Below are 23,660 nucleotides of genomic sequence, written 5' to 3'. Positions count from 1 at the left end.
GTGCGGCGGTGCCTCGTCGGGCGCCGTCCGCCTCGGCACGAGAAGTCTTTTCGCCAACCGGCAGCCCGCTCAAGGACCATTTCCGCCATCCTGACTACACACTGCGCAGTTTTCGTCACTGTACGGAGTTGCCGTACGCGGTACGGCGACTCCGCACGGATCGCATACGAACCGGATCGCCGGGGCACGGCCCTGACACCTGTCAGGTATCGCGGAGCCGTCCCATTCCCTCAGCTCCCCGGCGGGCACGGACATCAGGCTGCCCGTCCGGTCCCCGGGGCCGTCGGGGAGCGGGGGACCGGACCGGTTCTCAAGGCTCCGTGCCGGACTACGCCCGCTACGTAGTGGCGTTCGTTCCCGGCATGGGGCCGGACCTGCTCGGGTGTTCCGCCGGCGTCGACGAGGGTGCGGTCGCTGGTGTGGTGTCTCCCGGCCCGCTCGCATCTGCCGCCGTGCCGCCGAACGGGTGCGCGCCCATACTGAGAACACGGATCGTGCCACGTCAGGCGGATGTCGGTGATGAACGACGGTGCTTCGGGCGAGGGCGTGAGCGGCGGCATGGATGCCGCGCGGGACGCCGGCGGGTGGATGGGGGAGCTGCCCGTGGCGCTGGTGGCCACCAGCGCCGACGGGACCGTGGTGCGCTGGGAGCAGGCGGCACGGGAGTTGCTGGGCTACGAGCCCCAGGAGGTGCTGGGCCGGCACATCGCCACCCTGCTGCACCCGGGGCCGGGCCGGAGCCTGGGGCGATCACTGTGGGAGGCGGCCGCAACGGGTCGCGGTGTGATGGGCACGGTCACCGCATGGCACCGCGACGGGCATCCGATGGAGCTCGAGGTCTGGGCCTGCCCCACGGCCGGCCGGCACAGCGGCAACACGGTCCTCGTCTTTGCGGCCGATGCCCATGGAGCCCGCCGGATCCGTGGCTCGTCGGCCGTGTGGGACGGGCTGTTCTCCCGCTCGCCCGTCGGTATCGCCATCTTCGACACCAGGCTGCGGTTCCTGCAGGTGAACCCCGCTCTGCAGGCGATGAACGGTGTACCCGAGTCGGCGCACCTCGGGCGGCGTCTGGCCGATGTGCTGCCGCAGACGAACACCGCGGACATGGAGAGCGCCATGCGCCGTGTGCTGGTCACCGGCGAGCCGGTCCTGGACCTGCGCCGCACCGGCCGTACACCCGCGGACCCTCGCCGCGACCGGGTCTGGTCGTGCTGCTTCGTCCGCCTGGAGGACGGGAGAGGGAACCCGATCGGCGTCACGGCGTCCCTCATCGACATCACCGAGGAGCAGGAGGCCCAGACCGAAGCCGTGGCCGGCCGCCGCAGGCTGGCCCTGCTCAGCGAGGCCAGCGTTCGCGTCGGCACCACCCTCGAACTGGAGCGCACCGCGCAGGAACTGGCCGACATCGCGGTCCCCGACCTCGCGGACGTCGTCACCGTCGACGTACTGGACGTGCTCGCGTCCGGTACGGACCCGGGTGTCGGACTGGTCGGTGGCTCGGCCCTGCGCCGCCTGGGCAAGTCCCCGCTCAGCGGCTCCGCCGTCGCCGACGTCCTGGCCCCGCTGGGCCGCACGCTCTCCTTTCCCGCGGGCGCCCCCTACACCCAGGCGCTCGCGGAACGGCAGCCCTTCCTCATCGGCCGCCTCGACTCGGCGGCGGTCGCCCCGGCGGCCCGTCACTCCGTCAAACCCGAGCAGATCCTGGGGATGGGCGTGCACTCCTTCATGATGGCGCCGCTGATCGCCCGGGGCACGGTGCTGGGGCTCGCCACGTTCTACCGGACCAGCCCAGTGGGTCCGTTCGACGCCGAGGACGTCGCCCTCGGGAGCGACCTGGCGGCCCGGGCCGCGGTCTGTATCGACAACGCCCGTCTGTACCACCGCGAGCACGACACCGCCGTCGTCCTCCAGCGCAGCATGCTGCCTCAGCACATCACGCCACCGCCCGGCATCGAGGTCGCCCACCGGTATCTGCCGGCCAGCGACGTGAACGAGATCGGCGGCGACTGGTACGACGTCGTCCCACTCGCCGGTGCCAAGGCGGCTCTGCTCATCGGGGACGTGATGGGTCACGGCATCTCCGCCGCCGCCGTGATGGGACGGCTGTCCAGCAGCGTGCGGGCACTGGCCCGACTCGACCTGTCTCCCGTGGAGCTTTTCAAGCAGTTGGAGGCCACGCTGGCCGACCTGGCCGAGCCGATGCTGGCCACGTTCCTCTACGCCGTCTGCGATCCCGCGACCGGCCTCTGCCGCATCGCCCGTGCCGGACACCCGCCGCCGGCCGTGGTCACCCCCGACGGCACCGCCCGCATCCTGCAGCTGCCGCCCGGTGCGCCGCTCGGTATCGGCGGTATCGACTTCGCCACCACCGACGTCACCCTGGAGCCCGGCAGTCTCCTGGTGCTGTACACCGACGGACTCGTGGAGTCGCGCGGCAGCGACATCGACGAACGCCTCACCGAACTCGTGCACCTGCTCACCCGGCCGGGCCGCCAACTGACCCATCTGTGCGACACGTTGGTGACCCATCTGGTACCGGCGTCCGCCGACGACGACATCGCCCTGCTCATCGCCCGGATCGGCACCGAGTCCCGGCACTGACGCGGCGGCACCGTACGGGTCAGCTCTCCGTCCTGACGAGCCACCGTGGCGGCGGACTGTCCAGACGGCGGGCCACGGCCGGCTCCTGGGCGACGACGGCACCCGCGGTGATGCCGACCGCGACCGCCACGCAGACCACGATCAGCCACGACAGCAGGACGAAGACGGAGCCGACCGATCCGTACTCGGCCAGGGCACGGTTGAGTGCGTGGGGCATGTAGAACCGTGCGCTGACCGACAGGGCGGTCATGGCGATCGCGGTGACGACCGCACCGGGCAGCAGTGGCTTCCAGCGGACCAGACCACCCAGCAGCATGTGCTGGCTCCACCACCAAAGGAGCGTCTGCGACACCACGGTGACCGGGATGCCCAGCCACAGGCCGGCGCCGAACCCGTCGCGCAGCGGAGCCTGAACGAGGAGAACCGCCAGCCAGGCCGCGATCCACGCAGGCCACCGCCAGACGGCGATTCTGGTCCCGGCTCTGGGGATCTCCCAGGCCCGCTTGCACAGCCGCTGCATCGCCCGGCTGACGGCAGTGGCGGAAAGCAGCACCATCAGCCCGCCCACCACGCCCGTGGCCTCGCGCAGATCACCCGACTGGGAGCTGAACACCTGCGTCAGCTGGGCGTTCGCGGGGCCCGTGAGCCCGAAGACCACCCGTACGGAACTGATCAGCTGGTCGCGCACGGCCTGGGGAGCGATGGACGCGACGACGAAGAGCAGCGGGACCGCGGTCAGAAAGCACTGCGCCGCAAGCCTGGTCGCGGAGTCGAAGATGTTCACCGACATCATCCGCTCGGCGAGATGCGTGATGACCGGGAACCGGCGCTCGGCCCGCGTGTGCAGCCGCTTCGCCGCAGCGGTGAGCTCCCGCGACCTGGTCCGCCACCAGGACGCGTGCAGGACGGAGTCCCGGCGGCGGGCCCCCGTGTCCGCGTGTCCGGAGTCCGTCCCCCGGCGGACCGGTGGCGGTCCCGACTGCGCCCGGTGGTCCTCGGGCTCGCTGGGGGACATCACCACGCGGGTGCGGCATCCGGGCTCGGCGAACCGCCCCTCACCGCCGACGGCACCCGTCCGGAAGTCGACATGGCGCTGCTCCTTCCCTGCGTACAGGTTGGCGGAGGCGGCACGGGGCGGCATCTCGGAACGGGCCGGGAGCGCGGCGGCCAGAAGGTGTCGTCTTCACGTCCATTGCATACGCTCGTGAAGTTCCGCCACACGATTGGGTCGCCATGGTCCTCGACCTGCTCCTCATCGCGCTGGGCATCACGCTCGACCCGCTGCCGATCATGGCTTTCGTCCTGGTGGTGGCATCGGACCGGGGCGTGTGGAAGGGGCTGGCCTTCATCATGGGCTGGCTGGCCTGTCTCGTCGCCGTGATCGCGCTGGTGCTCGCACTGACCGGCGGAGAGCCTCCGCCGCCCAGGTCTCCGCCGTCCACGGCAGGGCTCGCGGCCAGACTCGCCATCGGTGTCGCGCTGGTGTGCTTCGCCCTGTACCGGCGCAAGCGGATGCGGTCGGCTCCTCAGGCGGCCCCCGCTCGCGTACGCGATTCCGTACCCGAGCCCGCCACAGCGCAGGAGACGGCCGGCACGCCGCCCCGTACCACCTCCCGTTCCCGGTCGTCCTCGTCCATGACGTCCCGGATGGACCGCAGCTCGCCCTGGGCGGCAGCGGGACTTGCCGTGTTCCTGCAGCCCTGGGGCATGGTCGCCGCGGCCGCGGCCACGGTCGTCTCGGCCGACCTGTCGCATTCCTCGACGTACGCGGCCCTGTTCGGCTTCTGCATCCTCGCCACCGCGAGCCTGCTGGCCGCCGAGCTGTACGTGGTGTTCTCGCCGGAGGCTGCCCAGGCCCGGCTGCTCAAGCTGCGCGACTGGCTCCAAGGCCACGAGCAGCAGGCGATCGTGGTCATCTGCCTGCTCCTCGGTCTCTGGCTGACCGGGCAGAGCATCTACCAGCTGACCAGCTGACGAACCGATCGGCCGGGGCGCCGGTCCCAGAAAATGCGGGTGACTGCGCGGGGTGCTGGAATGGCGGGAAGGGCCGTCCGTCGCGGTGTCCGCGGCGAGCGCCGCCGGACAGCGGCGGCGAGTTGAGCCCGGACCCCGATCCTCTCGTGAGGAGTGGCCATGAGCGAGTCTGAGCTGGAGGAGATGGGACCCGTCGACTACCTGGTCGTCGAGTTTCCCGGCAACAGAATGACGGGCGAGGGCTTCCCCCTCCTTGTCGATCTCGTCGATCGCGGCATCATCCGCATCCTCGACCTTCTCTTCGTCCGCAAGGACAGCGACGGCTCGGTCGCGGCGGTGGAACTGAGGGATCTCGGGGACGAGGTCGACCTCTCCGTGTTCGAGGGCGCCTCGTCCGGACTGCTGGACCAGGAAGACATCGACGAAGCCGGCAAGGCGCTCGAGCCGGGCAACTCCGCCGGGATCATCGTGTACGAGAACGTGTGGGCGGCACCCCTCGCCGGGGCCCTGCGGCGCAGCGGTGCGCAGGTCGTCGCGGGCGGCCGCATTCCTGTCGATGCCCTGCTGGCCTCGCTGGAAGCCGCCGAAGCCGCGGGCAGTTGAGTCCGGGAGTTGAGTGAATATGCCAAGACTTCTTCGTCGCGTCGCCCGTACCGCCGTGGTCGCCGGTACCGCCACCGCGGTGTCCGGCCGTGTGTCGCGGCGGCAGTCGGGCCGATGGGCACAACAGGACGAGCAGCAGCAGGCGTCCGGGCAGCCGCAGGCAGCCGCTCCGGCCCCGCCGCCCGCCCCTCCCGCCGACGACATGAGCGGCAAGATCGAACAGCTCAAGGAACTTGGGGAGCTGAAGGCCCAAGGGGTGCTGTCCGAAGAGGAATTCGAAGCACAGAAGCGCAAGATCCTCGGCTGACACCGACATGGGAGACCAGGAAGGGACGACCCCATGACGGAGCCGAGTCCGCGACCGGCCGCGTCCGGTGGACGGACGCAGCCGGAGGAGGCGGACCGGCTGCGTGACATGCTGCGCTCCCCGGGCTACCAGAAGGCGCTCGTGTTCTGCGCCCTCATCGGTGTCCCGGTGTCGCTCCTGGCGTTCTGGTTCCTCGTCGTGCTCCATCAGCTGGAACATCTGATGTGGGCCGATCTGCCGAAGGGCCTGGGCTGGGACACTCCACCGTGGTGGTGGCCCCTGCCACTGCTGCTGGTCTCGGGAATTCTCGTCGGACTGGTGGTCACCCATATGCGGGGCGCCGGCGGCCATGTCCCCGCGGCGGGACTGAACCCGAGCAGTCCCGGAGCGGCGGCACTGCCCGGCGTGATCCTCGCGGCCCTGTTCAGTCTCCCGCTCGGCGCGGTACTGGGCCCCGAAGCCCCTCTGATCGCACTCGGCGGCGGACTGGCGCTGCTGTTCAGGAACCTCACCCGGGCGCCTGCCACCCCGCAGAGCACGGCGCTCCTGGGCGCTGCCGGGGCCGCGGCGGCGATCTCGGCGATCTTCGGGAACCCGCTGATCGCTGCGGTGATGCTCATGGAGGTGGCGGGGGTGGGGGGCACACAACTGTTCGCCGTGATGCTCCCGGCACTGCTGTCCAGCGGTGTGGGGTCGCTGGTGTTCACCGGCTTCGGCAGATGGACCGGCCTGGAGACGGCCGGCCTGTCCCTGAAGATCGGCCTGCCGTCTCCCCGTCTCGACGCGGGAGACGTGCTCTGGGGCGTACTGATGGCTGTCCTGATCGGAGCAGCCGTACATCTGGTGCTGGTAGGAGGCCGGATGACCGCCCGGTTCGTCGCCGGGCGGCCCGTCGTCCACACCGCAGTCTGCGGGCTCGCAGCCGGAGTCTGCGCCGCCGTGTACGCGCTTGTCACCGATCGGACCCCCGTGGACGTGGCCTCCTCCGGGGAAGCCACGCTGAGCCAGATGGCCGCCGATCCGCATGCCTGGGGGGTCGGTGCCCTGGTCGCCGTACTGCTCTTCAAGGGCGCGGGCTACGCGATCTGCCTGGGCAGTCTGCGCGGCGGTCCCATCTTCCCCTCGCTGTTCCTGGGCGGCGCGGCGGGCGTGCTGCTCGCGCCCCTGCCGGGCCTGGGCGTCGTACCGGGAATGGCCGCGGGCATGGCGGCAGCGTCGGCCAGTGCTCTGCGGCTGCCCGTGAGCAGCGTCGTCCTGGTCGTCCTGCTGCTCGGCAGCGCCGCCATGATCCCCGTGGTGATCCTGGCAGCCGTGGTGGCGTTCGTGACCGTCGAGCTGCTTCCTTCCGGACCCGCCGTTCCGCCGCTGGGCGAGCCTGACCGAGCGGCTGCCGCCGCGAAGGCCCCTTCTTGAGCGCTGTGGCGCACCACCGCCTCAGCTCCCGGACACGCAGCCGACCTTGGAGGCCCGGATGGGGATCAACCCGATCGGCTGTACGGGAGATCGTCCGACAGCGCGGGGGCGTACGACGGGAAGGAGCGTGTGATGACGGGTCAGGTGAAGGCAGCCGGCACCGGTGCCGCAGCGCAGGGCGGCAGCGTGACAAGGGAGCTGTGCGTGGCTCCCGGTCCCTCGGAGCAATGACGTCCGGAGGGCCGGCACCGATGCCGCACCACGCCGCCCGAGGGGCGCCCGCAACGGTGGCGCTCGTGATCGGTGTGGCAGGGTCCGGCAAGTCCACGGTCGGACGGCTGCTCGCCGACCGGCTCGGCCGGCCGTACCGGGACGCGGACGACTTCCACCCCCCGGCCAACCGCGCCAAGATGGCCGCCGGCGAACCACTGACCGATGCCGACAGACGGCCGTGGCTCGACGCCATCGCCGCCTGGATGGACCAGGAGATCGCGGCGCGGCAGCCGGCCGTCGTCACCTGCTCCGCACTCAAACGCGCCTACCGCGACCACCTGCTCGGCGGACGCCCCGAGGTACGTCTGGTGTACCTGCACGGTTCACGAGAGCTCATCAGCTCCCGACTGGCCGCCCGGCACGGCCACTTCTTCCCGGCGGCCCTGCTGGACAGCCAGTTCGCGGAACTCGAGGAGCCCGAGCCCGACGAGCATCCCTGTGTGGTGGAGATCGACCAGCTGCCCGAGGCCGTGGCCTCGGCCAGCGCCTTCCTGCTCGGCGCGGAGCAGGAGCGACGAACCCTGATCACAGAGGCGGCTGCCGCACCCGCTGCACCGACCGAGGAGACGTATATGCCTCCCAGCGCCACGGTGCCTGCCGGCGCCACAGGAGAGCAGTGGCAGCTGCGCCACGGCGGACAGACGGCCGTCGTGGTCCAGCTCGGCGCGGCCCTGCGTCACTACGAGGTGGACGGCCGGCCGCTGCTGGACGGGTTCACCGCCGACGCACGCATCACCGGCGGCCGCGGCCAGTTGCTCGTCCCCTGGCCCAACCGGGTGGGTGGCGGCCGCTACCGCTTCGACGACTCGGAGCTGCAACTCCCGCTGACCGAACCGGAGGAGCACAACGCCATCCACGGGCTGCTGCGCTGGACCGCGTGGCAGCTGCTCGCCCGCGCCGACGACGCGGTCAGAGTGGGCACGACCCTCTTTCCGCAGCCCGGGTATCCCTTCCGGCTGGACGTCCTCGCCGAGTACCGGCTGGGCCCCCAGGGTCTCGACGTGGCCGTCACCGCGACCAATGCGGGCGACACCGCGGCACCCTACGGCGTCGGCCAGCACCCCTATCTGACCGTGGGCACCGACGGGGTGGACCCGGCGCTGCTGACGGTGCCCGCCCACTACTGCCTGAGCACCGACGAGCACGGTCTGCCGGTCGGCCGGGAACCGGTCGACGGCACGGCGTACGACTTCCGCACCGCCCGTCCCATCGGGGAGCAGCGGCTGGACACCGCGTTCACCGGACTCGACCGGGACGCCTGCGGCTGGGCCGTGGTGACTCTTGCCCATCCCTCGGGGCGGCACGGCGTCGACGTACGGCTCGGCGAGAGCGCCCGCTACGTGCAGGTGTACACGGGCGACACCCTGGCCGAGCCCGCGCGGCGGCGCCGCGGTGTCGCCGTCGAGGCCATGTCCTGTCCGGCGGACGCCTTCCGCAGCGGGACGGATCTGACCGTGCTGGAGCCGGGCGGCAGCCATGTCCTGCGATGGGGCCTCACCTACTGGGAGTCCGCATGACGTCGCACCCGCCGCCGACCGCCCAGGGCATGACCGAGGCCGCCTTCCGGACCCTGTACGAGCAACTGCGCGAGCGGACGTCGCGCGGTCCCGAAGACCGGCGCGGAGCCCTCGGAAACCTGACCCCCGAGTGCGTGGTGGCAGCCACCGCCGGGGTCCGGACCGGGCGCACGGTGTCCCTCGCCTCGCCCGTCGAGACCCTGCCCGGCCCCGACAACCCGCATCCGGCGAACCACCGCATGACCGGCCCGGCCAACGGTGACTCGGCTGCTGAGGGGCTGCATTTCGCACTGGACCGGTTCGCCATGAATGTGCACGGCGACGCGGACAGCCACCTCGACGCGCTCTGCCACGTGATCTACGACGGGGAGCTCTACAACGGCGTGCCGGCGAGCAGTGTGACGCCGGAAGGCGCCGGTGCGCTCACCCTCGACACGGTGCACGACGGCATCGTCGGACGCGGCGTACTCCTGGACATACCGCGGCTGCGGGCGGTGCCCTGGCTGGAACCCGGCGACCATGTGACGGCTGACGACCTGACCGCGGCCGAGGCCGCCCAAGGGGTCCGGGCCGGGCCGGGAGACCTCCTGTTCGTCCGGGTGGGGCACCGCCGCAGGCGCCAGGAGCTCGGCGCGTGGAAGGCGGCTGACGCCCGGGCCGGCCTCCATCCGACGGCGATGCGGTTCCTGGCCGAGCGGCGCGTCGCCGCACTGGGCTCGGACGGCAACAACGACACCGCACCCAGCGCGGTGGCCGGTGTCGCGTTTCCCGTGCATGTGCTGGCGATGCATGCCATGGGGCTGCATCTGATGGACTACCTGCAGTTCGAGGAGCTGGCACCGGCGTGCGAACAGGCAGGCCGCTGGAGCTTCCTGTGCGTCGTCGCCCCGTTGAGGCTCCCGGCGGCCACCGGCAGCCCGGTGAATCCGATCGCCGTGCTGTGACCGCCGCCCCGGGGGCGGCCGTCCGGGTGCCGCGGACCGAAAGGACGGATACGTTCGAGAAGGTGCATGTTGCTGGAACTCCGCGCCGGCGGAGCGATGCCAGGTCCGGGCGGAAGGCAGGGCCGCGAGAGCAAGGACGGTGGGCGCTGTGGGCGACTCCCCGCACTACGACGTCATCATCATCGGTACCGGCGCGGGCGGCGGCACGCTCGCCCACCGGCTCGCACCCTCCGGCAAACGGGTGCTCCTCCTCGAACGCGGCGACCATCTCCCGCGCGAGCGGGACAACTGGGACTCCACCGCCGTGTTCGTCAAAGGCAAGTACCGGGCCCCGGAATTCTGGCTCGACAAGCACGGCAACGAGTTCCCGCCCGAGGTCAACTACTACGTCGGCGGAAACACCAAGTTCTACGGCGCGGCCCTCTTCCGGCTGCGGCCCGAGGACTTCGGCGAACTCACGCACCACGACGGCCTCTCGCCCGCATGGCCGCTCCGGTACGAGGACCTGGAGCCGTACTACACCCAGGCCGAACACCTCTACCTGGTGCACGGACGCCACGGCGAGGACCCCGGCGAGGGGCCGGTGAGCGCCCAGTACGCCTATCCGCCCGTCGAACACGAACCACGTATCCAGCAGTTGAGCGACGACCTGGAGAAGCAGGGGCTGCACCCCTTCCATCTGCCCATCGGGGTCAACCTGACCCAGGACTCCAACGGCCGGGCGACCCACTCCAGCGTCTGCATCCGCTGCAACCGCGTGGACGGCTTCCCCTGCCTCGTGCGCGGCAAGTCCGACGCGCAGGTCATCTGCGTGGAACCCGCCCTCCAGCACCCCAACGTCGAGATGATCACCAACGCCCGGGTGGTCCGGCTGGAGACCGCAGGCCCGACCGGACGCAGCGTCAGCACGGTCGTCACCCGGCTCGAGGACGGTACCGAGGCCAGGTACGCGGCGGACATCGTGGTCGTCGCCTGCGGCGCGGTCAACTCCGCCGCCCTGCTGCTCGCCTCGGCCAATGAACACCACCCCCGCGGGCTGGCGAACAGCTCCGACGTGGTCGGCCGGCACTACATGAGGCACAACAACCTGGCCCTGATGGCCATTTCGAAGGAACCCAACGACACCCAGTTCCAGAAGACCCTCGCCATGAACGACTGGTACCTCGGCGCGGACGACTGGGACTACCCGCTGGGCGGCATCCAGATGCTCGGCAAGTCCGACGCCGAGCAGATCCACGGCGAGGCCCCGCGCTGGGCCGGGGCGGTGGCCCCGGACATGCCCTTCGAGGTGCTGGCGCATCACGCCGTCGACTTCTGGCTGTGCGGCGAGGACCTCCCGCTGCCCGGCAACCGCGTCACCCTCGACCGCCACGGCACCATCCGCCTGTCGCTCGACGAGAAGAACAACATCGAAGGACTCAGCCGCCTGCGGCACAAACTCCAGCACATGCTGGGCCACTTGGGCATGCACGAGCACCGGCTGCTGTCCCACAGCATCTACCTCCACAAGGGCATGCCCATCGGCGCCACCGCCCATCAGGCGGGCACCGTACGCTTCGGCGACGACCCCGCCACATCCGCGCTGGACATCAACTGCAAGGCCCATGACCTGGACAACCTCTATGTGGTCGACACGAGCTTCTTCCCGAGCATCGGCGCGGTCAACCCGTCCCTGACGGCCATCGCCAATGCCCTGCGCGTGGGCGACCACCTCATCGACCGCCTGAGCTGACCGCCGGGACCGGGCCGGTCGGCCGCCGGTCCGAGCGCTGCTCCGACCGGGCGAACATCCTCCGCCGGGCGGCCCAACGTCCGCTTGCCGTACATGCCGTCCTGCCCCGTGGGTGGTTCCGTGACGCTCCGGACCGGCCGGACCGCGGACGGGGGGCCCTCTAGGCCACGCAGCGAGGAGGCAGGCAATCGTGAATTCCACTGCGGGTGCACCCCAGGGCGTGATCCCGGCGCACCTGCTCAAGGGCCAGAAGGCGCTGGTCACGGGTGCCAACTCCGGTATCGGCAAGGCGACCGCCATCGGTCTGGGCCGGGCGGGCGCCGACGTGGTCGTGAACTACGTGGCCGGCCGTGAGGAAGCCGAGAAGGTGGTCGAGGAGATCACCTCGTTCGGTGTGCGCGCGGCGGCGTACGAGGCGGACGTGTCCCAGGAGGACCAGGTCACCGCCATGATGGACCGGATGGTCCAGGAGTTCGGGACGATCGACATCCTGGTCGCCAACGCCGGACTGCAGCGCGACGCCCGGTTCACCGAGATGACCCTCGCGCAGTGGCAGAAGGTGCTGGACGTCAACCTGACGGGGCAGTTCCTGTGCGCCCGGGAGGCGACGAAGGAGTTCCTGCGCCGCGGTGTCGTCCCCGAGGTGTCCTGTGCCGCCGGAAAGATCATCTGCATGAGCTCGGTGCACCAGATCATCCCCTGGGCGGGGCACGTGAACTACGCCTCCTCCAAGGGCGGCGTGCACATGATGATGCAGACCCTGGCCCAGGAGCTCGCCCCGCAGAAGATCCGGGTGAACGCGGTCGCCCCCGGCGCCATCAGGACGCCGATCAACCGCGACGCCTGGGAGACGCCCGAAGCCCGGCAGGATCTGCTGAAGCTGATCCCGTACGACCGTATCGGCGACCCCGCGGACATCGCCCACGCCGTCGTCGTCCTCGCCTCCGACCTCATGGACTACGTCGTGGGCACCACGCTCTACGTGGACGGCGGGATGACGCTCTTCCCCGGGTTCGCCACCGGCGGCTGACCCGCACCCGAACAGAGCCATCCCCAGCGGCAAAGGCACGTATGCACACCACGGTCCAGATGCCGGCGGACGTCCCGGCCCAGATGCTTCCGGCCAGATCGCTCATGGCCTTCACCCTCGCCTCCGACGCCCGCCGCTTCGACGCGCCCGATCTCGACGCCTACTGCCGGCGCCGGGCCCTCGGAGCTCTCGCCGTCGTCGCCGTACTGGCAGTGATCACCCTGTTCGTCACGCACGGCGACGCCGCTCACGTGTGGCACGGCCTCACCCACGGCGTCGGGCTTGTCTTCGTCGTCCTGGCCGCAGTGGCCACCCGCGTCACCGCGTGGCTGCTGCTGCGCACATCCGGTGCCTGGTCCCGGATCACGGCCGTCGGCGTGGTCGCATCCGCCGTCATCGCCTGGGGCACGGCCCAGCGCCCGTACCTCATTCCCACCTCACTGACCGTCGCCGAGGGGGCGGGCGCTCCCGCCACGCTGCGCCGGCCGGCGTTTGTCACGCTGGTGGCGGTGCTGCTGGTCATTCCGGCTGTCGTCTTCCTGTACTGGCTGGACACCCATGGCGGGCTGGAGGAACTCTCGGAGGCCGATCTGAGGCGCGGCGGCACCGGCGGCGACGGCTGACTTCCGAGAGGCCGTGGCACGTGCAATTCCCAGGGGTGACGCAGCAGTGACCGAGGACGAGATTCTGCTGGGCATCGGCCTGACCGTGGCACTCGCCGTGGCGTGCCAGATCCTCGCAAGCAGGCTGCGGATCCCGGCGCTCATCCTGCTGCTGCCCGTCGGCTTCGCCGCCGGAGCGCTGACCGACGTCGTCCATCTCGACAAGCTGGTGGGGCCCGACTTCTCCGCCCTGGTCTCGCTCGCCGTGGCGCTGGTCCTCTACGACGCCGGGCTGGGCCTGGACCTGCGCCATCTCAAGGGCAGCACCCGCAGTGTCGTGGCGCGGCTGATCGTGCTGGGCGTGCCGATCACCTGGGGTGCGTCTCTGGGCCTGGTCCCCGTCCTGTTCGACGTCCCGTTCGCGGTGGCCCTGATGGTGGGCGTGATCCTCGTCGTGTCCGGGCCCACCGTGGTCGGTCCACTGCTCGAATACGTCAGACCGACGGACCGGGTGCGGCGCATCCTGATCTGGGAGGGGTCACTGATCGACCCGGTCGGAGCAATCCTCGGCGCGCTGGCCTTCCAGTCCGTCCTCGCCGGGGGCTTCCAGGCCGGCCACGGATTCAGCGTCGCGGGCTTCCTCCTCAGTATGGCGGTCGGCCTGATCGGCGGAGCGGTGGCCGCCGCACTGCTGTGGTTCACCCTCCATACGCTCCGGCTCGGCGAAACCCTCGGCACGCTCGCCCAACTGGCCATCGTCATCGCGGTGTCCGCGGGCTGCGACATGGTGCTGGACGACACCGGTCTGGTCGCCGCGATCGTCGCCGGGCTCACCGTCGCGAATTTCCCCGGATTCGACCTGCCCGCCCGCCGGTCGTTCTTCGAGACGCTCGTCCAGCTGATCATCGGTCTGCTGTTCATCTCCATCTCGGCCACGGTGACGCCGGCATCCGTCGTGCCCGTGCTGCTGCCGTGCCTCGCTCTCGTCGCCGCGCTCGTCCTGGTGGTGAGACCGCTGGTTGCCTGGGTCTCCACCGGCAGGACGGAACTCAGCGCCGGAGAACGGGCCTTCATCGGCTGGATGGCGCCGCGCGGCATCGTCGCCGCCTCGACCGCGTCGACGTTCTCGGCGAGCCTCGTCGACGAGGGTCTGGACGGCGCCGACAAGATCCTTCCGGTCACCTTCCTGGTGATCGTCGGAACCGTCGTGCTCTACGCGCTGACGGCCGCCCCGGTCGCCTCCACCCTCGGCGTCGTCACGTCCACGCGTACCCGACCGCTGCTCGTGGGCGGCGCCCCCTGGGTGATCGAGCTGGGGCAGTCGCTGCGCGCCGCCGGACTCGACGTCCTGATGTGGGCCGGACCGCAGCAGCAGCGGGAGCGGATCGGACAGGCCGGGCTGGAGCTCGCCCCGGGGGAGCTGCTGGCCACGGCAGCCGCCCCCGAGGCGCAACTGGAGGGCATCACCGCGGTCTTGCTGCTCACCGACGACGACGACTTCAACGCGCTCGCCTCGATCATGATGCAGGACAGCGTCGAAGGGCCGGTCTTCCGGATCGGCCCGCCGGACGACACTCCCGGGGCGGTCGCCCCGTACACCGGCGGTGACATCCTCTTCGGCAGATCACTCCTGCGGCACTCGCTGGCGGCGCGCCACGGGCAGGGCGCCCGCTTCCTGGTGCAGCCCGCCACGGAGACGCTCCCGGCCGAGCACGACACGCTGTTCGTCGTCCGGGCCGACGGCCGGCTCGAGCCGGTCACCGAGACGCAGAACGTCACCCCGCGCGAAGGCGACACCGTCGTCCTGCTCGGCCCCGCACCGGCCGCGGGCCAGATGTATTGACCTGAAGCGTCCTTGCCGCCGAAACCGCCGGTATCCGCGCAGACGCCGGATCAAACACACCATCCGTCGCTGCGATCCGGTCATGGCTTCAGCCGCGAGCACAGCTACCGCGGTGGACGAAGGACACGATCTTGCCTCCCGGACTTCAGCTTCGTCGTCCTCCAGGTCCTCGGGGCGTCGTACTCGGCTCCCTCCCAGTAGTACTGAAGGGACGAGCCTGCGTCTCTGCGTGCCGCTTCGATGTCCGTTGCGCTGTCCATGACCACCAGAGCGTAGTGGGCGCGCTGGGTCCGCCCCGGACCCTGGTCGCGGCCATGGACAGGCTGAGGGCAGATCCGCCGGACAGGTCCTAACCACCGTCGTGCGACCGGCGGTTCAGCGCCGCATCCAGGGTGATGGCCGCATCGATCTGCGCGAGATGAGTGAACGCCTGGGGGAAGTTGCCCAGTTGCCGCCCTGTCAGGTCGATCTCCTCGGAGTACAGACCGAGATGGTTGGCGTACGTCATCATCTTCTCCAGCACGAGTCTGGCCTGATCCAACCGCCCGGCCCGGGCCAGGGCGTCGACGTACATGAACGTGCAGAGGGAGAAGGTCCCTTCGGAGCCGCGCAGACCGTCGGGCGATGCCTCGGGGTTGTAGCGGTAGACCAGGCTGTCGGTGACCAGCTCCCGGTCCATTGCCTCCAGCGTGGACGTCCACATCGGGTCGTCGGGCGTGATGAAGCCGACCGTCGGCATCCGCAGCAGCGACGAGTCGAGCACATCACTGCCGTAATGCTGGACGAAGGCCTGGCGCTTCGGGTCCCAGCCCTTGGCCAGGATCTGCCCGTAGAGTCCGTCGCGCTCGGTGGTCCAGCGGCCGTGAGCGGCCGGCCGGCCGTGAGCGGTCGCCAGCCGCAGCGCCCGGTCGAAGGCCACCCAGGACATCACGCGGCCATAGGTGAAGTCGTTGCGCCCGCCCCGCGTCTCCCATATCCCTTCCTCGGGCTGGTCCCAGTTGTCGACGAGCCAGTCGAGCAGCGTGTGCAGCGAGGTCCAGCCGCGGTTGTCCAGCTGGATCCCGTGCTGGTGGGCGAAGTAGATGCTGTCCAATGCCTCGCCGTAGATGTCCAGTTGCAGCTGGTTCGCCGCGCCGTTGCCGATACGCACGGGGGCGGAGCACTGATAGCCCTCCCAGTGCTCCAGGGTCTCCTCGACGAGGTCGGAGGAACCGTCGACCCGGTACATGATGTTGAGCGGTCCTGTGTCCCCCTCACTGCCCACCCGCTCGTGCACCCGGTCACGCAGCCAGCCGATGAACGCGGTCGCCTCCTCCTTGAACCCCAGTCCCAGCAGGGCGTACACGGAGAAAGAGGAATCGCGGATCCAGGCGAACCGGTAGTCCCAGTTGCGCTCGCCGCCCACTTGCTCCGGCAGGCCCGCTGTGGGTGCCGCCACCAGGGCGCCGCTCGGCGCGTAGGTCATCAGTTTCAGTGCCACGGCCGAGCGCTCCACCGCTTCGCGCCACCGGCCCGCGTAGCGGGACTGGCCGAGCCATGAGCGCCAGTACCGGACCGTCTCGTCGAAGAGCTCCTCGAACTGGGCGAGGCGGATCTCGTGCGGTGGCCCGTCGGCGGACGACTCCAGTACCAGGCCCCGCTGCTGCCCGGCCTGCAGGGTCAGCGAGAAGTGCAGATCCCGGTCGCCCGTGAGCGTATTGACGAGGCGCTCGTCCTCCGGTTCACGGACGGGATGAACCGTGAGCTCCAGGTCCTCCGAGGCGAACACCGCTCCGTGCTCGGTGATGTGCAGCTTGTGCGGCTTGCGGCCGTAGTCGAACCGCGGGGCGATGTCGACCTCGAACGTCATGGTTCCGCGCACGCACCGGAGCATGCGGACCAGCCGGTGGCGCGGAGTGGCCGTCTGCCCGGTCACAGGCATGAAGTCGACCACTTCGCCTGCGCCCGCCTCGGTCATGAACCGGGTCACGAGAATCGCGGTGTCGGGGAGGTACAACTGCTTGGTCGCGTAAATCGTGTGAGCCGGCTGGACCGTGAAATGCCCGCCCTTTTGCCGGTCGAGCAACGCGCCGAACACACTGGGGGAGTCGAAGCGGGGGCAGCAGAACCAGTCGATCGTTCCGTCCGTGGTCACCAGCGCCGCAGTCTGCAGATCACCGATGAGCCCGTGATTCTCGATCAGCGGGTATTCGTCCATGGGGAGCCCCTTTCGGTGCCACCGGTCAGCTTAAGCAAGGAATTCTCGACCGGCCCCTCGGACGAATCCGTTCCCCGGTCCCGTATCTGCGCGCGCCGGGAGTCGGCATTAGGTTGGAGACGACGGAGTGTGGAGACGCCCGGAGGCTGCCCGTGCTGTCGAACCCTGCGCCGGTGCCCGGAAGCGGTGCGCTCACCGGGTCCGACCGATGATGTCCTGGGCGGACGCTTTCCGGGTGCGGCAGTACGCCAAGGCGAGTCTGTGGATCGTCCCGCTGTTCGGGCTCGTCCTCGGGGTGCTTCTCGCCGAGGCCGCTCTGGCCGCGGACAGTGCAGGTTGGGTGCCCTGGGGCTGGGACTATTCCGCGACCACGGCCAGCGGCGTGCTCAGCTCCATCGTCGGGTCCATGGTCGCCCTGCTCGGTTTCGTCGTCACCATCGGCGTACTCGTCGTCCAGCAGGCCACGGGCTCACTGTCCCCCCGCTATATGCGGCTGTGGTACCGGGACCGCCTGCAGAAGGCCGTGCTGGCCACCTTCACCGGGACGTTCGCCTTCGCCTTCTCACTGCTGCGCACCATCGAGTCGGACGCCGTGCCCGACCTCGGAGTCACCCTGGCCGGGGCTGCAGTGGCCGTCAGCCTGCTGCTTCTGCTGGTCTACCTCAACCGGTTCACCCACAACCTCCGGCCCGTCGCCATCGCCGACCTGGTCGGACGCATGGGCGAGAAGGTCCTCACCCGGGCGGCGGCCCGGATCAGCAGCTCCGAGGCCCCCGACAGCGCGGCACCCGTACTGCCGGGCGGCCCGGTGACGCACATCCGCTCCGTACGAGGCGGAGCCATCCAGGCACTCAACGCGGCCGGGCTGAAGGCCGCAGCGGTGCGCCACGACTGCGTCTTCGTGGTGGCCCACCCCGTAGGGGACTTCGTACCGCCCGGCACCGTCCTCATCGAGGTCCACGGCGGAGCCTCGGCGCCCGACCCGGCCACGGTGACCGGCCTCGTCGCCCTCGGTCCCGAGCGGACCATCGAGCAGGACCCTGCCTTCGCCCTGCGCGTGCTCGTCGACATCGCCATCCGTGCACTGTCTCCGGCCGTGAACGACCCCACCACCGGCGTCCAGGTGCTCAATCACATCGAAGCGTTCCTTCACACGGTCGGCAGGGCCCGGCTCCGTGGGCACTATGTGCTCGCCGACGACCGAGGCCGGCCGCGGCTGGTGGTGCCGGGCCGGTCCTGGGAGGACTATCTCCAGCTCGCCGTCACCGAGATCCGTGAGTACGGGGCGACGTCCCTGCAGATCTGCCGGCGGCTTCGCGCGCTGTTCCAGGGGCTGCTCGACACCCTGCCGGCCGAGCGCCTGCCGGCGGTTCGCGTGGAACTCGGCCTTCTCGACGAGGCGGTCGAGCGGCAGTTCACCGACCCCGTCCGCCGTGCCATGGCGCAGACGGCCGACCCGCAGGGCATCGGCGGGCGCCGCAGGCCGGCGTCCCGGCCCGGCTGAGCACCCCCGCACGTCCTTCACCCGTGCGGTCGCGGAACGCGCGCGGACGGCCTCCCTTCGGGTTCTGCTGGATCGAACCCACTCCACAGGGGAGGTCGAGCCATGCCGGACGACGGATCAGCGGGCCCCGGCGGGGAGCGGTCCGACGCTCCGGGCCCCGACCACGCACGCTCCGAACTGGAGCAGTTGCACACGCGCATCGCCGCGCTGGAGGCCGACAAGGCGGCCCGCGTACCCCGGCACCGGTGGAGGTCCTTCTTCTCGGCGCTGCTCATCGTCATCGGCTGCATCCTCGCGCCGCTGGCCGGCGTGGCCGCCTGGACGGCGGACGAGGTGGGCGACACGGACCGTTACGTGGACACGGTCGCCCCGCTCGCCTCCGACCCCGACATCCAGAACGCCGCGGCAAACCGGGTCACCGACGCGGTGATGGAACACATCGACCTGCCCACCTTGCTGGAGGGTGCGGCCCCCGCGGACCGGCCGCTCCTGGAGAAGGCGCTCGGCAAACTCGGCAATTCACTGGAGAACGCCGTCCGCAGCTTCGTCCACGACAAGTCCGAGGAGATCATCGCCTCCGACACCTTCGACAGGATCTGGGTCCAGGCCAACCGCCGGATCCACGGGGCCGTCGCCAAGGCACTGACGGGCAGCGGCGGCGGCGCGGTGAAGATCAACAACGACTCGGTGACCGTCGACCTCGGCCCGGTGGTCGACCAGGTCAAACAGCGCCTCGTCGACGAAGGAATGTCGGTCGCCGCGAGGATCCCCGAAGTGCACACCGACTTCACAGTGCTGCGGGCCGACAACATCGGCAAGGTCAAGACGTACTTCCGGATCCTTCAGATCGCCGGGTTCTGGCTGCCGGTGCTCTCGGTGGTGCTGATCGCCGCCGGGGTTCTGCTGTCAGCTCACCGCCGACGCGTTCTTGTGGTCGCCGCGCTCGCCTTCGCCTTCGCCATGGTGATGCTCGGCGTCGGCCTGACCGTCTTCCGTGTGGTGTATCTGAACGCGCTGCCGGACAGCGTGTCGCAGCCCGCGGCCGAGTCCGTCTACGACACACTGACGCGCTACCTGCGCACCACGGTCCGGATGACCGTGGTGCTCGGCGTGGTGATCGCCCTGGCCGCGTGGCTGAGCGGTCCCGGCCGGTGGGCGGGGTTCGTACGGCAGTCGTGGCACTCCGGTATCGGCGCCGTCCGCTCCACCGCGGACCGTGCGGGCATGCGCACCGGCCCTGTCGGACCGTTCGTCCGGCAACACCGGAAGTGGATCACCTGGGTCCTGGTCGTACTGGCCGTCCTGACGTTCGTTCTGTGGAGCTATCCCACCGGCTGGGTCGTCGTCGGCATCACGCTCGTCCTGCTCTTCGCGATGGCGGTGGTGGAATTCCTCGCGGAGAACGGGGCCGGCGCGAGCACGCCGACAGCGGCGGCGAAGGAGCCGTCGGCCCGGTGAACGCGGTCGTGAGCACGTGGGGGGTGATCGGGCGACGCCGGCTGGGGACGGGCCGGCCCCATACCCGTCGGCCGTCGGGCCGCCGCACGTGATCATCTGCCGACCTGCCGGAAGCGGCACCTGTCCGGGTGGGCGCTCATACTGAAAACAGGGGGCGTGCCAGATCCTGAAAACAGGGGCGTACCAGGTCAGGCGGATGTCGGTGATGAGCGACGGTGCTGCGGGCGAGAGCATGAGCGGCGGCAGGGATGCCGTGCGGAACGCCGGAGCCCGGCGGGGTGAGCCGCCCGAGGCCCGGGTGGCCACCGGCGCTGGGCTGACCGTGACGCGGGAGCAGGGCGCACGGGAGCTGCCGGGGTCCAACCGGCAGGCGGCTCCCGCGCCGAGCCCGTGCTCCGTGCTCCGGGCCCTGCAGAGGGTGAGGTGCCTGCCGTCGTGGTCACGGCAGTCGTGGTCGCTGCCGAATCCGGAACCGATGCGGGCCGGTGTCGCCGTATGACCCCATGGAGCATGGCGGAGGACGCCGAATTCAGCAGCCCGCTCGATGTCACGAGGGCCGCCACGGTGGTGCTCGACGCCCAGGACATCGTCGTGGGGTGGAGTCCCGCCGCCGAGGACCTGCTCGGCTACTCGCAGGACGAGATCGTCGGAAAGCCCCTGGACATGTTCCTGCTTCCCCGCGGGACGTCCGGGGCCACCGAGGCTCAGGAGGGCGGCCCGGCCCTGGAGACCGGGTTGAGCGGCAGCGAGATCCGCGTCGCCAGGCATCGCGACGGCAGCACGCTGATGATCGGGACCGTGATGTGCCCGCTGTCCGGCACAGGAGCGGCGGCCCAGGTCCTGATCGGGGCCGAACTGGATCGGCTGCGGCAATGGGAATCACAGCTGGCGCTCCTGCAGGGGCTGGCCACCCAGTCGCCCGTGGGTCTGGCCATCTACGGCACCGACCTTCGCCTGACGTGGTGCAACGCCGCTTACGAGGAGGAGATCGGCCTGCCGTTCTCCGAGTTCCGCGGAATGCGGGCGGACGAGCTGTACTCCGAGGGCAAATTCGTGACCAAGGGCTACGAGCGCACACTCGACGGGGTCATGCGCCGCGTGCTCGACACGGGCGAGCCGATCCTCGACCTGCACTTCCTCGGCCGGCCACCCAGCGATCCCGGAACGGACCACCTCTGGTCCTGCTCCTACTACCGGCTCCATGACGCGGACGGGCGCGTGCTCGGCGTGTGTGAGGACGCGTTCGACATCACCGATCGCTACGAGGCCCAGCGCCGGCTGGCCCTGCTCGTGGAGGCCGGGCGCCGCATCGGCACGACCCTGGACGTGGTCGCCACGGCCGAGGAGGCCGCCGAGGTGGCTGTCCCGGACTTCGCCCGCACCGTCACGGTCGATCTTGCCCGGGAGGTTCTGGAGGGCGGCGTGGCGTCCAGTGGGGACGAGTCGCTCTCCGCCCTCGTACGCGTCGCCTCGCGAACGGCTCTGGACTACGGTCCGGACGGTACGGGCGGATCATCCGAGCCCTCCCCCGTCGACTACCCGCCGGACTCGCCCCAGCGCCGCAGCCTCGCCTCGGGCGGGCTCGTACGCGCGGACCACACTCTGGTCGTGCCCCTGAGGGCAGGCGGCAGCATGCTCGGACTCATTGCCTTCCACCGCGATCCGGCGGCCACCTTCGACAGCGGCGAGGTGGAACTCGCCGACGAACTGGCGGCCCGTACGGCAGTGTGCATCGACAACGCCCGGCGCTTCACCCGGGAACGCACGGCATCGCACGTCCTGCAGCGCCAGCTCCTTCCGCAGCACGTGCCGCAGCCGACCGCCGTCGACCTGGCCTATCGCTACCTGCCCACGGACTCCCGGACCGGCGTCGGCGGCGACTGGTTCGACGTCATCGCGCTGTCCGGAACCCGGGTCGGACTCGTCGTGGGGGATGTGGTCGGCCACGGCCTCCAGGCGGCGGCCACGATGGGACGGCTGCGCACGACCGTGCGCGCACTGGCCCGCCTTGATCTGGCACCCGACGAACTGCTCAAGCGCCTCGACGACCTGGTGGGCCAGTCGACGCAGGAGAGCTCGGACGTCCTCGGCCCGCTGGCGGACCCCCACACCGACGACGCCACCGGGGTGACCTGCCTCTACGCGGTCTACGACCCGGTCTCGCGCCACTGCGTCATGGCCCGGGCAGGCCACCTGCCGCCGGCCGTCGTGGACCCCGAGGGCCGCGTGTCGTACCCGGACCTGCCGGCCGGACCGCCACTCGGGCTCGGGGGCCTGCCGTTCGAATCGATGGAGATCGAGCTTCCTGTGGGCAGTCTGGTGGCCCTGTTCACCGACGGCCTGGTCGAAGTCCGTGACCTCGACATCGACGAGGGGCTCGCCACCCTGGGGCGGGTGCTCGGCGAGCGCCGCGGCTCCCTGGAAGAACTCTGCGACCGCGTTCTGGCGGAACTGCGGCAGGACGGCACGACAGCCGACGACAGGGCCCTGCTGCTCGTCCGGACCCGCGAACTGGACGCCGGGCAGGTCGTCGGCTGGGACCTGCCGGCCGAACCGGTCGCCGTGGGCCGCGCGAGGGAGCTCGCCACCCAGCGGCTCCACGAATGGGGGCTGGAAGAGCTTTCGTTCTCCACCGAACTCGTCGTCAGCGAGCTGGTCACCAACGCGGTCAGGCACGCCGGCGGACCGCTGCACCTGCGCCTCATCCGCGACCGCACCCTCATCTGCGAGGTTGCGGACACCGGCCACACCTCGCCGCATCTGCGGCACAGCGAAGCGGACGACGAGGGCGGGCGCGGGCTGTTCATCGTCGCTCAGCTCGTCGACCGGTGGGGAACGCGCTACACCCGGTCCGGGAAGACGATCTGGACGGAACAGAGCTTCCCCTCCGACGGACCGGACCCGGCCGGGTCCGGGGCGTCCGCCGCGGACCGGGGCTGAACCCGCCGCTCCCGCCGTCGGCAGCCCCGCCGATCCCTTGCTCGTGGCTCGAGACGCATCTGCACGTTGAACCCCCGTGGCGTGTGCACGGTCCGCGCCAGGTCGGGGGAGATCGGATGAACATCTGTACCGCCGGGTGTAACCCCCGGTACGGTTCGGGCCGATCCTGGTCTGCGCCGTCCCGGTGAAGGACATCGGGCCGACCGACGAGGTCACCACCATCGAGGGACTGCCCGCCACGGTCGGCAAGGAGCTGCACCCGATGCAGGAGGCATGGCTGGAGGACGACGTCGCCCAGCGCGGCTACTGCCAGCCCGGCCAGATCATGGCCGCCGTCGCCAAGGTCCGGCAGGCGCGCGAGGCGGGCCGGGAGATCGGCGAGGCCGACCTCGACGAGATCCGCAACATCTGCCGCTGCGGCACCTACAACCGCATTCGCGAGGCCATCGCGGCGGGCGCGAAGAGGTTCTAGCCCCGCTGCCGGCCGGCCGGGGACGGAGCGATCGCGCCGGCGAGCCCGACGCGTGGACACGCCGGTGTGAGCAGGGGCGTTCGCCATGGCAGCCGTGGTCACGGCCGACGGAACCCCGTGCTGACGGACGAGGCTGCCCGCACCGTCGCAGCCGAGGACGGCATCGGCCCACACGCCCCTGGCGGCCGCCGCCGTGCTTCCTCGATGCGACCGTGCAGTGACGGCCGGCTCATGACGCGAATCCCCTCAC

General features: G+C 70.6%; 16 protein-coding genes and 1 pseudogene. 15 read left to right on the top strand and 2 right to left on the bottom strand.

Features of this window, described 5'->3' with window-relative positions:
- Positions 1-519: 519 nt before the first annotated feature.
- Entirely contained in the window at positions 520-2,601 is a 2,082-nt protein-coding gene (locus tag OHS70_RS06905; protein WP_328394725.1) for a SpoIIE family protein phosphatase, read from the top strand.
- Positions 2,602-2,620: 19 nt separating this feature from the next.
- Here OHS70_RS06905 and OHS70_RS06900 read toward each other — a convergent pair whose 3' ends face one another.
- Positions 2,621-3,742, bottom strand: a complete 1,122-nt coding sequence (locus OHS70_RS06900; RefSeq protein ID WP_328394723.1) for a YihY/virulence factor BrkB family protein — start codon at positions 3,740-3,742, stop codon at positions 2,621-2,623.
- A gap of 92 nt (positions 3,743-3,834) precedes the next feature.
- On the opposite strand from OHS70_RS06900, the gene OHS70_RS06895 reads away from it, so the two are divergent.
- From OHS70_RS06895 to OHS70_RS06850, 10 genes are all read left to right on the top strand, one after another.
- The gene (locus tag OHS70_RS06895) at positions 3,835-4,575 is read left to right on the top strand and encodes a GAP family protein (protein ID WP_328394721.1); all 741 of its coding nucleotides are present in this window, start codon (positions 3,835-3,837) and stop codon (positions 4,573-4,575) included.
- 159 nt (positions 4,576-4,734) lie between these two features.
- Positions 4,735-5,178: a DUF6325 family protein gene (locus OHS70_RS06890; protein ID WP_328394719.1), complete on the top strand. Its 444-nt coding sequence runs from the start codon at positions 4,735-4,737 to the stop codon at positions 5,176-5,178.
- Positions 5,179-5,197: 19 nt separating this feature from the next.
- The gene (locus OHS70_RS06885; RefSeq protein WP_328394717.1) at positions 5,198-5,485 is read left to right on the top strand and encodes an SHOCT domain-containing protein; all 288 of its coding nucleotides are present in this window, start codon (positions 5,198-5,200) and stop codon (positions 5,483-5,485) included.
- A 33-nt stretch (positions 5,486-5,518) separates the two neighbouring features.
- A complete protein-coding gene (locus OHS70_RS06880; protein ID WP_328394715.1) occupies positions 5,519-6,898 on the top strand; it encodes a chloride channel protein in 1,380 nt (459 codons plus the stop codon).
- A gap of 287 nt (positions 6,899-7,185) precedes the next feature.
- A complete protein-coding gene (locus OHS70_RS06875; RefSeq protein WP_328394713.1) occupies positions 7,186-8,688 on the top strand; it encodes a gluconokinase, GntK/IdnK-type in 1,503 nt (500 codons plus the stop codon).
- A gap of 29 nt (positions 8,689-8,717) precedes the next feature.
- Positions 8,718-9,632, top strand: a complete 915-nt coding sequence (locus OHS70_RS06870; protein WP_328405468.1) for a cyclase family protein — start codon at positions 8,718-8,720, stop codon at positions 9,630-9,632.
- A 148-nt stretch (positions 9,633-9,780) separates the two neighbouring features.
- On the top strand, positions 9,781-11,364 hold the full coding sequence (locus OHS70_RS06865; protein ID WP_328394711.1) for a GMC family oxidoreductase: 1,584 nt from the start codon (positions 9,781-9,783) through the stop codon (positions 11,362-11,364).
- A gap of 190 nt (positions 11,365-11,554) precedes the next feature.
- Positions 11,555-12,394: an SDR family oxidoreductase gene (locus OHS70_RS06860; RefSeq protein WP_328394709.1), complete on the top strand. Its 840-nt coding sequence runs from the start codon at positions 11,555-11,557 to the stop codon at positions 12,392-12,394.
- 41 nt (positions 12,395-12,435) lie between these two features.
- Positions 12,436-13,017, top strand: coding sequence for a cytochrome d ubiquinol oxidase subunit II (locus OHS70_RS06855; RefSeq protein WP_328394707.1), 582 nt, complete (start codon positions 12,436-12,438; stop codon positions 13,015-13,017).
- 46 nt (positions 13,018-13,063) lie between these two features.
- Complete coding sequence (locus OHS70_RS06850; RefSeq protein ID WP_328394705.1) at positions 13,064-14,839, top strand: cation:proton antiporter; 1,776 nt, start codon at positions 13,064-13,066, stop codon at positions 14,837-14,839.
- Positions 14,840-15,188: 349 nt separating this feature from the next.
- Here the strand turns inward: OHS70_RS06850 and OHS70_RS06845 are convergent, their stop codons facing one another.
- Complete coding sequence (locus OHS70_RS06845) at positions 15,189-17,036, bottom strand: glycoside hydrolase family 15 protein (protein ID WP_328394703.1); 1,848 nt, start codon at positions 17,034-17,036, stop codon at positions 15,189-15,191.
- A gap of 235 nt (positions 17,037-17,271) precedes the next feature.
- Between OHS70_RS06845 and OHS70_RS06840 the strand changes: the two genes are divergently transcribed.
- The 4 genes and pseudogenes from OHS70_RS06840 to OHS70_RS06825 form a co-directional block, all read left to right on the top strand.
- Positions 17,272-18,540: a DUF2254 domain-containing protein gene (locus OHS70_RS06840; protein WP_328394701.1), complete on the top strand. Its 1,269-nt coding sequence runs from the start codon at positions 17,272-17,274 to the stop codon at positions 18,538-18,540.
- A 102-nt stretch (positions 18,541-18,642) separates the two neighbouring features.
- On the top strand, positions 18,643-19,998 hold the full coding sequence (locus OHS70_RS06835; protein WP_328394699.1) for a hypothetical protein: 1,356 nt from the start codon (positions 18,643-18,645) through the stop codon (positions 19,996-19,998).
- Between the two features lie 495 nt (positions 19,999-20,493).
- Entirely contained in the window at positions 20,494-22,938 is a 2,445-nt protein-coding gene (locus OHS70_RS06830; protein WP_328394697.1) for a SpoIIE family protein phosphatase, read from the top strand.
- A gap of 172 nt (positions 22,939-23,110) precedes the next feature.
- A pseudogene (locus OHS70_RS06825) lies at positions 23,111-23,410 on the top strand ((2Fe-2S)-binding protein); the annotation flags it as partial.
- Between the last annotated feature and the right edge of the window lie 250 nt (positions 23,411-23,660).

It is taken from the genome of Streptomyces sp. NBC_00390, assembly GCF_036057275.1.
Classification (GTDB): Bacteria; Actinomycetota; Actinomycetes; order Streptomycetales; family Streptomycetaceae; genus Streptomyces.
Note: the sequence above shows the minus strand (reverse complement) of the source record. Positions and strands in the feature narration are given on the sequence as shown.

Coding starts and splice junctions, on each gene's coding strand:
- OHS70_RS06880 (WP_328394715.1), top strand. CDS start 5,519: ATGACGGAGCCGAGTCCGCGACCGGCCGCGTCCGGTGGACGGACGCAG.
- OHS70_RS06855 (WP_328394707.1), top strand. CDS start 12,436: ATGCACACCACGGTCCAGATGCCGGCGGACGTCCCGGCCCAGATGCTT.
- OHS70_RS06895 (WP_328394721.1), top strand. CDS start 3,835: ATGGTCCTCGACCTGCTCCTCATCGCGCTGGGCATCACGCTCGACCCG.
- OHS70_RS06900 (WP_328394723.1), bottom strand. CDS start 3,742: ATGCCGCCCCGTGCCGCCTCCGCCAACCTGTACGCAGGGAAGGAGCAG.
- OHS70_RS06835 (WP_328394699.1), top strand. CDS start 18,643: ATGCCGGACGACGGATCAGCGGGCCCCGGCGGGGAGCGGTCCGACGCT.
- OHS70_RS06905 (WP_328394725.1), top strand. CDS start 520: ATGAACGACGGTGCTTCGGGCGAGGGCGTGAGCGGCGGCATGGATGCC.
- OHS70_RS06830 (WP_328394697.1), top strand. CDS start 20,494: ATGACCCCATGGAGCATGGCGGAGGACGCCGAATTCAGCAGCCCGCTC.
- OHS70_RS06890 (WP_328394719.1), top strand. CDS start 4,735: ATGAGCGAGTCTGAGCTGGAGGAGATGGGACCCGTCGACTACCTGGTC.
- OHS70_RS06885 (WP_328394717.1), top strand. CDS start 5,198: ATGCCAAGACTTCTTCGTCGCGTCGCCCGTACCGCCGTGGTCGCCGGT.
- OHS70_RS06845 (WP_328394703.1), bottom strand. CDS start 17,036: ATGGACGAATACCCGCTGATCGAGAATCACGGGCTCATCGGTGATCTG.
- OHS70_RS06870 (WP_328405468.1), top strand. CDS start 8,718: ATGACCGAGGCCGCCTTCCGGACCCTGTACGAGCAACTGCGCGAGCGG.